We start from the raw sequence: 15,311 nt of genomic DNA on the forward strand, positions 1-15,311 counted from the left end.
CCGAGCTACTCCGGCACAGTAAGCAACCCCCGGTCATAAGCAATAGCCACAGCCTCAGCCCGCCGACTGGCCCCCAGCTTCGCCATCACCCGGGAAAGATGCACGCTCACCGTCTTCTCGCTGATGTACAACTCCTCCCCCACCTGCCGATTAGTCCGCCCCAGCGCCACCCGCTCCAGCACATCCCGCTCCCGGTCAGTCAACGGATTCACCTGCGCCCGAGCAACGGGAACGACCTCAACCCCAGCCAACTCGACCCGAGCCCGATGCGCCAACTCCCGCACCGCATCCCGCAACGGAACCGCATCCAGCTTCACCGCCACGGAATGCGCCGCCTCCAACGCCTCCGCCGCCCCCGGCTGTCCGGCGGCCAGTAACGCCTCCCCCTGCCGCCACCGGCAAACCGCCTGTTCGTAAACCGCCCCGTACGAATAAGCCGCGGCAGCCGCACCCCACAGCTCCGGATCGGCCGGACCCTCCAGCCCGGACGCCGCGGCCTCCATCCGGGCCAGCCAAGCCCGCCCCTCCGGCCCGATGGTCCCGGACCGGGGATGCCCCTCGGCAGCACAACGCCGCCCGTGCTCCACCAGCCGTCGCCCGACAGCCACAAACCGATCGGCCGCGGCCAGATCCCCCTTGGCGCGTGCCTCCGCGGCCAACGCCGCCGCCGACGGAATCGCCAGCGCCACGATCCGGATCCCGCCGAGCAGCGCCGTCTCGACCTTCTCCAGCCAGGACACCAATTCGTCGGTAATCCGCAGCGCCTCGGCATGCTCCCCGCGCCAAGCGGCCAGCTCGATCGCCGCGTCGCCCGCCGACAAGGCGATCTGCGGATCCGCCATCCACTGCTGCCGCAATCCCGGCAACGCCTTGGCCGCGTCCGCGAATCGCCCGCGCCCCACCAGGAACAGGACCCAGTTGGCCAAGATCCGCGCAGCGACCGCACTGGACACGCCTCGCCGGGCACGCCCCGCGGCATCCTCCTTCGGCCAATCTCCGCTGAGATACCGCAAATACAGGAGCCGGGCACGCAGCTCCAGCCCGTACGCGCTCCAGGTCAGCCCGACCGCCTCGGCCCGCTCGACCCCACGGGCGGCGTGGGCGAGCGCCAGATCCATCTCCGCCTGGTCGTCGTAGCTGAGGGCGAGGAAGTACATCGCCCGGATCTCGACGTTCAGCGCACCGGCGTTGTGCGCCTTGCGTTCGGCCTCGCACAACCGTTCGCGAGCCTCGACCGGATCGCCCGCGCCGTCCGCCAGCGTGCCCAGCGTGACCAGCGCCGACGCCTCCGCACCGACCGCCCCGACGGCACGTGCGTCGGCAACCGCGGTGTGCGCGCTGGCCAACGCCTCGGCCGGCTGGTCGAGCAGCCGCTGGAACCCGGCGCGGGACGCCAGCACCCAGGCCCGCGCCCCGCTCGGCTCCCGATCGGCGACCAGCTCCCAAGCCCGCTCGATCGCCCGAACCGCCTCGTCGAACGTGCCTTCCAGGGTGAGCAGCGTTTCGGCCAGCCGACGCCAGACCTTCGCCGCGTGCTCGGGCGACGCGTCCGGCTTGAGTGCTTCGGTCGCTGACCGCGCGTACGCGACCGCGCGCTCCGGCTCGCCTGACGTGCCGGCGAAGTACGACGCCTCGCTGAGCAGCTTCAGCTCGTCCACGCCTTCCGGACGATTCTCCGGAGCCACGGCGTCCCAAATGGACTGTGCTTGCTCGATATGCCGCAGCGCAGCGCCAGGCGCGCCGAGCTTTTCCGCTTCGTCGGCAGCACGCAGCAACGCGGACAAGGCAGTGTCGAAGTCCCGGCTTTCCAGACTGTGGAAGGCGAGCTTCGCGTCGTGGCCGCGCCCCTGCGGCATCGACTTGATCCGCGCGGCATATCCCGCGTGCATCCGCGTACGCTCGCCGGGAAGCAGATCCGCGTAGACCGCCTCCTGCAGCAAGGCGTGCCGGAAAGTGTAGAAACCGCGCTCGATGACCAGGACGTGGTGTTGCACGGCTTCCCGCAGCGCCTCGTCCAGCTCCAGATCGCCGATGCCCGCGACTTGCGCGAGCGCGGCGTGCGACACCGATTCGTTGGCCACCGAGATGACCCGCAGCACCCGGCGCGTCTCGGCCGGGAAGCGTTCGAGCCGGGCGAGGAGGACCTCGGCGAGCCCGGCGGGGAGATCTTGGCAGTCGGCACCGGTGGCGAGGAGCTCCTCGACGAAGAACGGATTGCCCTCCGACCGTTTGGCGATGTCCGCGACGACGTCCGGCGACAGCGGTTCCTCGGCCAGCGCCGCGACGAACGCCCGCGCGTCAGCCGGTCCGAACGGGGCGAGCGAGAGCTGTTCCACGGTGTTCAGCCGGACCAGCTCGGACAGCAGACCGCGCAGCGGATGCCTGCGGTGGACGTCCTCCTCGCGATAGCTGCCGACGACCAGCAGCCGCTGCGCGCGCAGGCGGCTGAGCAGGAAGGACAGCAGGTTGCGGGTGGAGGAGTCCGCCCAGTGCAGGTCTTCCAGCAGGACGACCACCGGCCGCTCCTGGCCGACCTCGGTCAGCACGCCCAGCACCGCGTCGAACAGCTGGAGTTGGCCGAGGTCCTGCTCGGGCCGCACCCGGCGGCCGCCCTCGCGCTCCCCTTCCGAAACCTGCCCGTGGTCGCCGGTGGCGGCGGGCCGCGGATCGCCTTGCGGCAGCAGCATCCCGAGCGCGGACCGAGCCCGCACCGCAGCCGACACCGCCGGATCGGCCGACGACCCGAGCGGAGCCAGCGCCTCGGCGAACGGAAGGTAGGGCAGGCCGCCGTCGCGCACGTCGATGCACCGGCCGGTGAGCACGAGCCCGCCGCAGCCCGCGACGTGCTCGCCGAGCGCGGTGAGCAGGCGGGTCTTGCCGACCCCGGCGTCGCCCGCGATCAGCACCGCACCTGCTTCTCCGCGTTCAGCGCGCGCGAAGGCCGCGCGCAGCCGCCGCATCTCCTGCGTGCGGGCGACGAGCGGAATACCGGAACCGAGACGAGGCACGAGATGCATTCTCACCTACACCCCCGACAGTTCCGACATGGATTTCCTCGTGGCGGCCGGTTCGGGCCGTGATCTCCGTCCAACGGGCGGCCCCGCCGCGTCGCCGGGGGCCGGTCCGGTCGGTGCCCCGGGACCGATCGGCGCGCGGGCCGCGGCACGTTTCCGGCGGGGACCCCGGTTGCCTCGCGGCGGTGCGCCCGGCACGCGATGCGGAAAGTCCGTGAAGGGCTCCTTGAGGGAATCTGATTCCCTCAAGGAGCCCTTCACGGACCTCTGCGGGAGCTTCGTACGGGGGCCGGGTGCGTCCGGCGGGCGGAGCGGCCCCGGAACCCCCGTCCCGGCGCGGCCGCCCCGCCCGACCCCCTTACCGTCCCCGACACCCTGAGGCTCATGCGCTATGTCGCGCCCTGGCCTCCGGTACCGTCGCCGTGCGCCTTTCCTGGCGGGGCACCTCGACGTTCGTGATGCGGTGTGTGCGCACCCAGCGGACCACCCGGTTGCCCCGGCTCAGGCGGGCCTGGCGGGCGGCGCGGCGCAGTTCGGCCATCCGGTAGTCGACCTCGGCGCGGGTGGCGTCCCAGTTGTAGTCGCTCATTTTCTTCTCCCCAGCGGGTCTCGTTGTCTGCCGAAGACCACTTTCGTGCTGAGGGGCCGCCCCGGGCATCGGGTGATCGCCTACACCGGGACGCGAAAAGACCCCTTACCCGCGGCTTCGACCGGGGAAGTCCAGGTCGAACGGGGTAAGGGGTCTCAGCTGAGCGATCAGCCGGGCGAACGGGTCAAGCCTGCCCCTGGCCGCGCACCGCGTCCAGGAGCGCCTGCCAGCCGGCGGCGGGCAGGCGGAACGCCCCGCCTTCCGGGTCTTTGGAATCGCGCACCGCGGCGCCGCCTGCGACGAAGGCGACCTCGACGCAGTCGTTGCCGCCGCCGCTGTAGCTGCTCTTGCGCCACTGGGCACCGGAAAGGTCGGCCATCATGGTCCCCACATCCTCACTGTCTCGGGTCGGTGTTCCTCGGTTCCTGAACCACGGCGGCCTGTTCGGCGAACCGGCCGGCCGCGTCGGTGATCAGCGCCACCGAATCGTCCGGTTTCAGCGCTGCTGCGCGCAGGTGGTCGAACATCAGCGCGTAGCGCCGGACGTCGTCGGGCTGTTCGAGGTACAGGCCGCTGGAAGTGCTGTCGTCGACGTAGACCACGTCGGGATCGGCCTGCTCGGGGAAGCCCATGATGAGGAACGGTCCCTCCATGCCGGGGTGCGCCCCGGCGCCGAACGGCACCACCTGGACGGTCACGTTCGGCTTTTCCGCCATCGCGGTGATCCGGTACAGCTGCTCGGCCATCACCTCGGGGCTGTCGACCACGCGGTGCAGCACCGCCTCGTCGATCACCGCCCAGTACTCGACCGGCGGGTCGTCGGTCAGCAGCTGCTGGCGCGCCATCCGCGCGGCGACCCGGCGGCGGGTCTCGGACTCTTCGGCGTCCGGGCGCAGCGCGCGGATCACCGAGAACGCGTAGCGCTCGGTCTGCAGCAAGCCCGGGACCAGCAGCGCCTGGAACGCGCGCAGCGAGCTCGCGTCGGCTTCGAGGCCGACGAAGGTGCCGGTGAAGACTTCGTTGTACGCGTGCCACCAGCCGCGTTTGCGTGCTTCGCGCGCGAGCTGGACGAGCGCTTCCTGCTCGTCGCCGGTGATGCCGTACAGCGCGAGCATGTCGCGTGCGTCGCGCGGGGTGACGCCGACGTGGCCGGTCTCGATGCGGCTCACTTTGGACGCCGAGCACTCCAGCTTTTCGCCGACCTCGTCGATGGTCAGATCGGCGGCTTCGCGCAGCCTCCGCAGCTCGCTCGCGAGGCGCCTGCGGCGAACAGTCGGTCCCTGGCCTCTCGCCACGGCAGCACCTCCGGTTCGTATTGTTGCCCGCACTGCATATCTAACCAGGTGATCGACTTGTCAGTGGAGTAATAACACCGGCGAATTCCCACTGTCGCGGCGGGAGCCCGCCGTCGCTGGTTCCGACCTGCTTCCGACCTGCATTGTGCAGAGTGCGCTTGTACTCTGGCATCCTGCGGGCCGAGACGCGAATCCAGCCGCGCCGACAGCCCTGAGCAGCGTAGACGACGGCCGTCCTCGGCTATTCGCGGAGACCGCGGTAAAGCGGACGACCACGGTGTCCGGGGCCGCCCCCCGACCGGTCCCGGGCACCTTCCTTTGCTTCGCGGCATTACTCAGACGGGTATTCCCGCGCAATTTCGCCACGGGAGTGTGACGGTTTCCGACGTTTTCCTCTGCAGACAGCCACTCTGAGTGGTCATCGCCGGGGCGGCCGTCCTTATCGGACCCGAAGCAGTCCTTCTTGGACCACGGTGGCGACGTGCAGGCCGTCGCGGGTGAAGAACCGTCCGGTGGCCAGCCCGCGGGCGCCCGAGGCGCTCGGCGAGGTGCTGTCGTAGAGGAACCACTCGTCGGCCCGGAACGGACGGTGGAACCAGAGCGCGTGGTCGAGGCTCGCGCCGAGCACCTTGTCGACGTCCCAGTACACGCCGTGCCGCGCGAGGACCGAGTCGAGCAGGGTCATGTCCGAGGCGTAGGTGAGCACGCAGACGTGCAGCAGCTGGTTGTCGGCGAGGGTGCCGTCGGCCCGCATCCAGACCCGGTGGTGGGTCGGGCGTTCGCCGGTGGTGCGGGTGACCCACGGCGGCTCGCCGACGTAGCGGATGTCGATCGGCCGCGGGATCTCGCTGAAGCGCAGGCCGTAGCCCGCGGTCAGCTCGGGGAAGGTCGGCAGCGACTCGGGGTCGGGCACGTCCGCCGGCATCGTCTCGGCGTGGTCGATGCCCGGTTCGTCCTTCTGGAACGACGCGGACAGCGAGAAAATCGCCTTGCCGTGCTGGACGGCGACCACGCGCCGGGTGGTGAACGAGCGGCCGTCGCGGATGCGGTCCACTTCGTACACGATCGGGACGCTCGGGTCGCCGCCGCGGATGAAGTACGCGTGCAGCGAATGGACCCGCCGCTCCTCCGGAACGGTCCGGCCCGCCGCGACGAGCGCCTGCCCGGCGACCTGCCCGCCGAACACCCGCACCGACGAGTGCGCGGGCGAAACGCCGCGGTAGATGTTCTCTTCGATCTTCTCCAGGTCGAGCAGCGCGACGAGCTTGTCCAGCACGGGCTGCCCGCCGCCACCGGGGTTGGAGTCGAGTCCGGTGGCGGCTTCCCTGGCCATCTCAGTCATGCCAAAAATTTACAGCGGCGCCCAGCGCCTCCGTTGAGGGTGGCGGAGGGGAGGAAGGCGGAGCCTATGCAACAGGGTTCCGGCATGTCCCTTATGCGTGGTCGTCTTCACCGAGCCGGTGGACGTGGATCAGGTTGGTCGACCCGACGGTCCCGGGCGGCGAGCCCGCGACGATCACCACGAGGTCGCCGCGCTGGTACTTGCCCATTTCGAGCATCGCGTGGTCGACCTGCTGGATCATCTGGTCGGTGGAGTCCACGCGCGGGACGATCTGCGTCGTGGTGCCCCAGGTCAGCGCCAGCTGGCTGCGGACGCTCTGCTCCGGCGTGAACGCCATCAGCGGCAGCCGCGTGTGCAGCCGCGCGAGGCGGCGCACGGTGTCTCCGGACTGGGTGAACGCGACCAGCGCCTTGGCGTTGAGCCGCTCGCCGATGTCGCGGGCGGCGTAAGAGATCACGCCCCGCTTGGTGCGCGGCACGTGCGACAGCGGCGGCACGACCGGCGAATCCGTCTCGACGGCCTCGACGATCCGGCCCATCGTCTGGACCGTCTCGATCGGGTACCGGCCGACGCTCGTCTCGCCGGACAGCATCACCGCGTCGGCTCCGTCGAGGACCGCGTTCGCGACGTCGGACGCCTCGGCGCGGGTCGGGCGGGAGTTGCTGATCATCGACTCCAGCATCTGCGTGGCGACGATGACCGGCTTCGCGTTCTCGCGGCAGATCTGGATGGCGCGCTTCTGCACCAGCGGGACCTGCTCGAGCGGCAGCTCGACGCCGAGGTCGCCGCGGGCGACCATCACCGCGTCGAAGGCCAGCACGATGGCCTCGAGGTTGTAGACCGCCTCGGGCTTCTCGATCTTCGCGACGACCGGCAGCCTGCCCTTGCCGACGCGGTCCATCACCTGGTGCACGAGGTCGATGTCGGCGGGCGAGCGCACGAAGGACAGCGCGATGAAGTCGACGCCCAGGTGCAGCGCGAACTCCAGGTCCTCGATGTCCTTGTCGGACAGCGCAGGCACCGAGACGTCCATCCCGGGCAGCGACACGCCCTTGTTGTTGCTGACCGGACCGCCCTCGGTCACCTCGCACACGACGTCCGGGCCCTCGACGTCCTTGACCACCAGGCCGACCTTGCCGTCGTCGACCAGCAGCCGGTCGCCCGGCTTGGCGTCCTTGGCGAGGCCCTTGTAGGTGGTCGAGACCCGGTCGTGGGTGCCCGCGACGTCCTCGACGGTGATCCGGACGACGTCGCCGGTGTGCCATTCCGCCGATCCGCTGGCGAACGTGCCCAGCCGGATCTTCGGTCCCTGCAGGTCGGCGAGAATCCCCACCGCCCGGCCGGTTTCGGCGGCCGCGGACCGGACCAGGTCGTAGACCTGCTTGTGGTCGCTGTGGCTGCCGTGGCTGAAGTTCATCCTCGCGACGTCCATCCCGGCGTCGACGAGTGCCCGCATCTTCTCCGGGGTGGAGGTCGCGGGACCCAATGTACAAACGATCTTCGCGCGTCGGCTCACGTCCGGAGAGCCTAGTCGCTCGGGCCGCTCGCGTCTGTACCGATCCCGAAACTCCGGCCGGAGAACGCGGGAAGGATTCAGTTCCGGGCACCGGCGTGCGCTGGGCGGCCGCGCCGCACGGGGCCGCTCGGAATCACCCGAACGGGGGAGGCCGGGTTCAGCGCCGCGGTTTCTCGCTCGGACCGACGTGGTCGCGGGCCCATTCGTTGAACTTCCGCAGCTGGCGCCACGATTTCCGCACTCGGTCGAGCGCCTCGCGCTCGTGCAGGAAGTCGTCTGGCTCCCAGGCGCGGACGGCGTACACCGAGCGGTGCCGCAGCAGGTCGAGGCGCGGGTGGTCCTCGGCGAACCCGCGCGGTTTGGACTTCAGCCGGTCACCGAGAATTTCCCAGCCCGCCTTCCGCAGGCTCGCCAGGATCTTCTCCAGCGCGGGCCCGTGCAGTTCGGTGTCGACCGCCGTGCGGTACCGGGCCAGCTGGTCCGAGGCCAGGTGGAAGCAGCCGCCGCCGACGCGCAGCCCGGCCGGGCCGACCTCGACGTAATACGCTCCCCCGCCGCGGCCGGCCTCGATCACGCCGCCGCAGTGCGTCTTGTACGGCGTCTTGTCCTTGGCGAACCGGACGTCGCGATAGGGCCGGAACACCTTCGCCTCGCCGAAGCCCGCGCCGAACTCCGGCTCCAGTTCGGCCAGCAGCGCCTCCATCGGAGCCCGGACGTGCTCCTTGTAGAGCGCCACGTGGTCGTCCCAGTAGGCCTTGGTGTTGTCCGCGAGCAGCCCGTCGTAGAACTCGACGGCGTGCTCCCCGAATCCGCTGAACTTCACCCGCAGCACGATAAACCGGGGCACCGACAGAATCGGCGCCCCGGCTGCGTCGAACGGGGTTACTTCGCGAGTGCCGTGATCAGCTCGCCGTTCGAGGTGTCGCCGGACAGCTCCCAGAAGAAGGTGCCGCCGAGGCCCTGCGACCGCGCGTAGGAGGTCTTGCCCGCGATGGTCGACGGGGTGTCGTAGCTCCACCAGTTCGAACCGCACTTGGCGTACGCGGTGCCCGCGACGGTTCCGGTCGCCGGGCAGCTCGTCTTGAGGATCTTGTAGTCCTCGATGCCCTGCTCGTACTTGCCAGGGGCCGGTCCGGTCGCGGTGCCGCCCGGCGCGCTCTGCGTGACTCCGGTCCAGCCGCGGCCGTAGAAACCGATGCCCAGCAACAGCTTCGAGGCCGGGACGCCCTTGCTCTTGAGCTTCTGGATGGCCGCGTCCGAGTAGAAGCCCTGCGTCGGCAGGCCGTTGTACGACGTCAGCGGCGAGTGCGGCGCGGTCGGGCCTTGCGCGGCCCAGCCGCCGAAGAAGTCGTACGTCATCACGTTGTACCAGTCGACGTACTGCGCGGCGCCCGCGTAATCGGTGACGTCGAGCTTGCCGCCGTTGCTGCCGTCGGCGGTGATCGCGGCGGTGACGAGCTTCGACGAACCGAACTTCCCCCGTACCGCGGCGAGCAGCTTCTTCAACGCGTCGGGACCGCTCGTGTCACAGGTGAGACCGCACGCGTTCGGGTACTCCCAGTCGAGGTCGATGCCGTCGAACAGCCCGGCCCAGCGCTGGTCGTTGACCAGGTTGTAGCAGGAATTCGCGAAGGCTTCCGGGTTCTTCGCGGCCTGGCCGAAGCCGCCGGACCAGGTCCAGCCGCCGAACGACCAGATGATCTTCAGCCCGGGGTGCTTGGCCTTCAGCTTCTTGAGCTGGTTGAAACTGCCCGCGAGCGGCTGGTCCCAGGTGTCGGCGACACCGTCGACGCTGCCCGCCGCGTCGTAGGTTTTCTGGTAGTCGGCCCACGCGTCGCCGATCGCGCAGCCGCCGTTCGTGACGTTGCCGAAGGCGAAGTTGATGTGCGTGAGCTTGTTCGCCGAGCCGGACGTCTCGATGTTCTTCACGTGGTAGTTGCGGTCGTAGATGCCCCAGTCGGTGAAGTAGCCGACGACCTTGCCGGACGCGGCCTCGGTTCTCGCGGGGGCGGCGGCCGAGGCGGCGGGGACGAGCGCGGCCGCGGCGGCGAACGCCGCGGTCGCCAAGGCCAGCAGGCGGGTTCTGCGCAAGCGAAGCATCGTTGCTCCCTTCAGGAGTCACCGTCGGTGACGAGGCAGTGACGGCGGGGACAAATGCACCGTAAGTGGACTAGACCACCAGGTCAATGGTTTAGACCATAAAACGGACATTCGGCGGTACGCGCATTCCTTGACAGGCATATGCGCCGCGAGGCAGATTTCCGGGGTGATGCAGACCTTCGACGTGCTGGCCGAACCCCGCCGCCGCGCGCTGCTCGACCTGCTGCTCGAGGGCGAGCGGTCGGTCGGCGAACTGGTGGCCGAACTGCGGCTCAGCCAGCCCGCCGTGTCCAAGCACCTGCGCGTCCTGCGCGAGGCGGGGCTGGTGACCGTGCGGGTGTCCGCACAGCGCCGCTGCTACCGGCTGCGTGCCGAGCCGCTGGCCGAAGTGGACGCGTGGCTCGCGCCGTACCGGCAGTTCTGGGCCGACCGGCTCGACGCGCTCGAACAGCGGCTGGACGAAACCGAGTGAGGAGCACGCCGTGATCCGAGTGGACGGCCGGACCCTGCGGTGCGCCGACGTGGTCACGGCGGCGCACACCGACGGCCCGCTGGCGATCGACGTGTCCATCGCCGCGCTGCGCGCCGCCGAGCACTCGTGGAAGCTGGCCGAGGACCTGAGCACCCGGCGAGTGGTCTACGGCCGCACCACCGGCGTCGGAGCGAACAAGGACGACGCGGTGGACGAGCCCGCCGAACACGGACTTCGCCTGCTGCGCAGCCACGCCGGCGGCAGCGGCGAACTGCTGCCCGACGGCCAGATCCGCGCGATGCTGCTGATCCGGCTCAACCAATTGCTGGCCGGACGCTCTGGAATCAGCCCGGAGCTGATCGGCGCGCTCGCCGAAGCCGTGCGTACCGGTGCCTTGCCCGTCGTGCATCGCCTGGGCGCGATCGGCACCGGCGACCTCGCTCCCCTCGCGGAGACCGCGCTCGCGTTGGCCGGGGAACGCGAGTGGGCGATCGGCACGGTGCCACCGGTTCCAGTGCACGCGGGCGACGCGCTGGCGTTCATGAGCAGCAACGCCGCGACGCTCGCCGAAGCGACCCTCGCCGCGATGAGCCTGGACACGCTCACCCGCGCGAGCCACGCCGTCGCCGCGCTCACGTACGTAGCTCTCGACGGCAACCCCGAGGCGTACGCGACGCCGGTGCACGAAGCGCGTCCGCACGCCGGACAGGTGGCGTGCGCGGCTGAGATGCGTCGACTGTTGGGTATGCACGGCACGCCAAAGCCGGGTCGGCGGCTTCAGGATCCCTTTGGGCTACGCGCTTTTCCACAGGTACAGGGTCCGGCGCTGGACGCGATTCATTATCTGCGTGACGTGCTCGCCGTGGAGATCAATGCCAGCACGGAAAATCCGATGATCTCCACCGTGCACGGCGATGCGTACCATCACGCGCACTTCCACACCGCGTACGTCTCGACTGCGCTCGACCAAGCCCGCGCGACGGTGCATCAGGTCGCAGAGCTGTCCGTGGCCCGGTTGGGAGACTTGGTGGAACCGGAGTTCACCGGGTTGCGCCCGTTCCTCGCGGTCGGTCCGCCGGGGAGTTCCGGGGTGATGATCCTGGAGTACGTGGCGCACGACGCGCTGACCGAACTGCGGCAGGCGGCATTGCCCGCGACGCTCGGGACCGCCGTGGTGTCACGCGGGATCGAAGACCACGCGAGCTTCTCGACCCAGGCCGCACGGGCGGCTACTGCGGCTGCTGGGGCTTATCGGCAGGTGCTGGCGTGCGAACTGGTCGCGGCGGTGCGTGCGTTGCGGATTCGGAAGGCGGAGCTGGTGGACCTCCCGGTGCGGGCGGCGTACGCGGCCGCGGTGGAGGTGTTGGACGAGCGGTTGGAGGATCGGCCGTTGACTGAGGACATCGCCAAGGCAGCCGGAGTTCTGGACGAACTGGCGCGGATCTGAACCCCGGCGATACGGATTCAGCCGCGGGGCCACGCTCCGCGCTTCGCGATCTCCAGCACCAGCGCGGCGATGTTCCACGCGTCGTCGTCGCCGCGATGGTGGCGGCCTTCGAGCGGGAGGCCCGCGACGGCAAGCGCTTGCGCCATACCGGGGCGGCGACGCAGACCGCAGGCCGCGGTGAACGCGACCTTCGCGTTGGTGTGCTGTCCAGTGAACGGGTACTCGGTGCCGGTGTGGCGGCACTGCCGAGCGAATTGATTGCGGTCGTAGTCTCCCCAGCTGGCCCACGGCAACTCCGCCGTGCGATGCCGCACCGCCAGCGTCCGGCAGGCCTCCTGGAACGACAAGCCGCCGTCCACTTCGGACTGGGTCAACCCGGTCAGCTCCGTGCAGAACGGGCTCACTTCCGACCGGGCCGGACGGACCAGTATCCGGTGCTTGGCCACCCGCTCGCCCGCGCGCAGATCGACGACGGTCAATCCGATCTCGATGATCTCGCTGGCCTGGCCGGGCGGCGGCCGTTTCTCCCAGCAGGTCGCCTCGACGTCGACCACGTTCAGGAGGTCCGCTTCCATGCCAGCGAGTGTAGAAACCGAAGACAGCCGAGGCACTCGAGTTTCCGCGCAGACTCAGTCCTCCGCCAAAGCGTCCCGCCGCAAAGCCGTGAACAACTCCTCCGCCCGCCCCCGATCCCGGGCCGCGGCAACGCAATCGCCACGCCAATCCGACAGAACAGCATGCGCCGCACTCACCCGTGCGTGCAGGTAAGGCGAACCCACCCGCTCAGCCAGCGCACGCGCCTCCTCCAAACTCTCCCCCGCCGCCGAAAAGTCCCCGCGCCGAAGAAAAGCCAGCCCCTGCACCCGAAACGCGTCCGTGCGGGCGAGGATGTGCTCGATGTGCTCAGTGCAGGCAACAGCCTCCGCCGCAGTCTCCCCAGCAGCAACCGGATCCCCGGCCGCCAGTTGTGCTTCGGCGAGGAATGGCAGTGCGTCGGTCATCTGCCAGCTTCGTTCCCCTTGCAGTGCAAGCAAAGGCAGCAATCGGCGCACCCCTCGCTCGGGGCGGCCCGCGCGGACGTCGTTCTCCGCCAGCTGGGCGGACGCATTGCAGATGATGTCCGCATTGTCGCTCTCTTGGCCCAGGCGGATCACTTGGGTCAGGTCGTCGGCAGCCACGTCGTAGCGGCCGCAGGCTGACCACAGTGCGCCCCGGCCGATGAGGGCCATCGCGCCGCACATCGGCGAGCGGCCGTGTCCCGCCAGTTCCAGTGCCTGGCTGAACCGGCGCAGTGCGGCGCCCCAGCGGCCGACGTAGACCGCGCTCGCGCCGACGTTGCAGACTGCTCGGCTGAGCAGCTCCCGGTCGCCGAGTTCTTCGGCCAGTCGGAGGATTCGCTCGAACTGCCGGTCGGCTCGGGTCAGTTCGCCGCGGTAGTGGTGCAGCACGGCGACCCCGGTCAGCGCGCGGACGACGATGTCCCGGTCCCCGCACAGTTCCGCCGTAGCCGCGGCGGTGTGCAGGTCGGCCAGTGCTTCCTCGTTGCGGCCGAGCAGGCGCAGCGCGAGTCCGCGGCGCAGGTGACCGCCCGCTAGACCATGCTCGTCCCCCACCGACTCTGCCGCGACGATCGCGGCCGTGGAGACCTCGACGGATTCCCGGTAGCGCGTGCTCTGGTAGAGGTTCGCGGCGCGAGCCAGCCGCAGCCGCACGGACGACCCGCCAGGACGGTCCTCGGTGAGGGTCGGCGCGATCCGGGCCAAGCCTTCGCGCGGAGTGCCGCGTTGGTAGTGCAAATACCCGATCCTCGCGATCACGAGGCGTTGCCGTTCCTCGTCGCCTTCCTTGCGGTACACCAAAAGCGCGCGTTCAGCAGCGGCGAGCGCGGCGTCGTACCGACCGGCTGCGGCGAGCGCGTCCGCCCAGGCTTCGGCGGCTTCGGCGACGGCAGCCTGGGAACCGGTGCGGTCCAGCAGATCGACCAACGCACCCAGATGCTGGGCGGCCGTGTCGTGCGCGGCTTGCCTGCTGGCTTTTTCCGCTGCGTGCCTTAAGGTCTGCGCGGCGCGTTCGGTGTCCTGTGCGTGCGTGTAGTGGTAGGCCGCTGCCGCGCCGCCCAATGCCTCGGCGAGTCTGCGGTGCAGTGCGTGCCGACGGCTTGGCGGCAAGTCTCCGTTCACTACCTCGGCGACGAGTTCGTGGGTCAGCCGGACGCCCTCGGCGTTCTCGTCCAGCAGCCGTGCGGTGTGCGCGGGAGCGAGCACTTCGGACAATTCGGCCGGCTCGAGCCCGGCAGCCGCGGCCAGGACGTCCGGGTCCATCCGTTGCTGCCCCACCGCCAGCAGGGTGAGGACTTCGGCCGTGCGTTCGGGCAGCGAACCGACCTGCCGCCGCACCGCGTGGGCGAGTCCCCACGGCAGTTCCGCGGGCGGTTTGCCGGATCTGCCCAGTACGTGTCCCAGTTGGACCAGGAACAACGGGAGTCCGCCCGCCAGTCGGAGCACGCGGTCGCGGGCGGACTGCCCGACCTCGGTTCCGGCGCTGTGGTCCAACAGCATCGTCGCGTCCTCGTCCGCCAGCGGGGCCAGCGAATGCTGTGTCACCAAGCCTTTCCGGTACAGATCGAGCAGCGTGTCGGCCAACGGCTCGGCCGCGGCGATTTCGGTGTCGCGGTAGGCGGCGAGGAAGCGGACGCGATCCGGCCGGACGTCCTGGACGAGCGAAGCCAGCAGCGCCAGGCCGTCCGGACCGGCCCATTGCAGGTCGTCCAGGATCACGAGCACGCCGCGGCGCCGCGCCAGGGTGTCGAGAAACCGCGCTGCTTCGGCGAACATCTGCCAGCGGGCCGGAGCCGGTTCGGCCGTGCGTTGTTCGGGAAGCAGGAACGCCAGGCCGGGTCTGGCGGGATGCTCGGAAACGTGCCGCGCGAACGCTTCGGAGAGCGGCGCGTACGGCTCTCCGCCATAACGCGAGCACGCCGTCGAGAGCACCACCGTTCCCCGCGCCTCGGCCAGCGCCGCGGCTTCGGCGAGCAGCCGGGTCTTGCCGATTCCGGTTTGTCCCGCGAAGACCAGAAACGGCCTTCCTGTCCCGGAAATGTGCTTGTCCAGCAAGGCGTGTTCCTCGGTGCGGCCGATGAGGTCCGGCGCCGGACGAGGAGGCGGAACCGGGTGGTCCGGCGGCTGTCGCCTGCCGCGCCGGGCGGCCGCGAGCAGTTCGGCCCGGCTGTCCTCGGGCAGCGCGAGACCGTCGGCGAGGAGTTGCACGGTGACTCGCCGCGGATGCCGTTGCCCGCGTTCGAGATTCCCCACGCCGCGCGTGCTCAGCCCGCAGCGCTGGGCCAGTTGTTCCTGCGTCAGCCCGGCTGCCCGGCGCAACCGGACCAGCGTCCGGTCGAACGTTTCCGCAGCGCCGTCCGGCATGTCCCGCACCTCCTGCCGCTCCATCGTCGCTCGCGCCGGGGCGCGGGACATCCTCCGAAGGTCGGGTTCCTCCTCCCGGCACAACAGCCGGTTGTGCCGGTTGTTCCTGGTTCC

12 protein-coding genes are annotated in these 15,311 nt (G+C 70.1%); 2 read left to right on the forward strand and 10 right to left on the reverse strand.

Annotated features, from left to right (window positions below; all coding sequences use genetic code 11):
• Positions 1-5 precede the first annotated feature (5 nt).
• The 8 genes from WA670_RS25465 to WA670_RS25500 form a co-directional block, all read right to left on the reverse strand.
• Positions 6-3,017: a helix-turn-helix transcriptional regulator gene (locus tag WA670_RS25465; protein ID WP_336159089.1), complete on the reverse strand. Its 3,012-nt coding sequence runs from the start codon at positions 3,015-3,017 to the stop codon at positions 6-8.
• Between the two features lie 379 nt (positions 3,018-3,396).
• Positions 3,397-3,603: a hypothetical protein gene (locus tag WA670_RS25470; RefSeq protein WP_037809883.1), complete on the reverse strand. Its 207-nt coding sequence runs from the start codon at positions 3,601-3,603 to the stop codon at positions 3,397-3,399.
• A 184-nt stretch (positions 3,604-3,787) separates the two neighbouring features.
• Positions 3,788-3,985: a DUF397 domain-containing protein gene (locus WA670_RS25475; protein WP_037809881.1), complete on the reverse strand. Its 198-nt coding sequence runs from the start codon at positions 3,983-3,985 to the stop codon at positions 3,788-3,790.
• A gap of 13 nt (positions 3,986-3,998) precedes the next feature.
• Positions 3,999-4,898, reverse strand: a complete 900-nt coding sequence (locus tag WA670_RS25480) for a helix-turn-helix domain-containing protein (protein ID WP_037809879.1) — start codon at positions 4,896-4,898, stop codon at positions 3,999-4,001.
• A 439-nt stretch (positions 4,899-5,337) separates the two neighbouring features.
• Complete coding sequence (locus WA670_RS25485; protein WP_336159091.1) at positions 5,338-6,240, reverse strand: acyl-CoA thioesterase; 903 nt, start codon at positions 6,238-6,240, stop codon at positions 5,338-5,340.
• 91 nt (positions 6,241-6,331) lie between these two features.
• Positions 6,332-7,756, reverse strand: coding sequence for a pyruvate kinase (pyk, locus tag WA670_RS25490; protein WP_037809875.1), 1,425 nt, complete (start codon positions 7,754-7,756; stop codon positions 6,332-6,334).
• 157 nt (positions 7,757-7,913) lie between these two features.
• A complete protein-coding gene (locus tag WA670_RS25495; protein WP_037810119.1) occupies positions 7,914-8,579 on the reverse strand; it encodes a DUF2461 domain-containing protein in 666 nt (221 codons plus the stop codon).
• Between the two features lie 59 nt (positions 8,580-8,638).
• On the reverse strand, positions 8,639-9,856 hold the full coding sequence (locus WA670_RS25500) for a glycoside hydrolase family 18 protein (RefSeq protein ID WP_336159092.1): 1,218 nt from the start codon (positions 9,854-9,856) through the stop codon (positions 8,639-8,641).
• Between the two features lie 169 nt (positions 9,857-10,025).
• On the opposite strand from WA670_RS25500, the gene WA670_RS25505 reads away from it, so the two are divergent.
• Positions 10,026-10,328, forward strand: coding sequence for an ArsR/SmtB family transcription factor (locus tag WA670_RS25505; protein WP_182890918.1), 303 nt, complete (start codon positions 10,026-10,028; stop codon positions 10,326-10,328).
• A gap of 10 nt (positions 10,329-10,338) precedes the next feature.
• Positions 10,339-11,775, forward strand: a complete 1,437-nt coding sequence (locus WA670_RS25510) for an aromatic amino acid ammonia-lyase (protein WP_336159093.1) — start codon at positions 10,339-10,341, stop codon at positions 11,773-11,775.
• 17 nt (positions 11,776-11,792) lie between these two features.
• Here the strand turns inward: WA670_RS25510 and WA670_RS25515 are convergent, their stop codons facing one another.
• Positions 11,793-12,350, reverse strand: a complete 558-nt coding sequence (locus WA670_RS25515; RefSeq protein ID WP_336159094.1) for a 3'-5' exonuclease — start codon at positions 12,348-12,350, stop codon at positions 11,793-11,795.
• 54 nt (positions 12,351-12,404) lie between these two features.
• Positions 12,405-15,248: an ATP-binding protein gene (locus tag WA670_RS25520; RefSeq protein WP_336159095.1), complete on the reverse strand. Its 2,844-nt coding sequence runs from the start codon at positions 15,246-15,248 to the stop codon at positions 12,405-12,407.
• Positions 15,249-15,311 lie beyond the last annotated feature (63 nt).

Origin of the sequence: Amycolatopsis sp. VC5-11 (assembly GCF_037034185.1) — a bacterium.
Classification (GTDB): Bacteria; Actinomycetota; Actinomycetes; order Mycobacteriales; family Pseudonocardiaceae; genus Amycolatopsis; species Amycolatopsis nivea.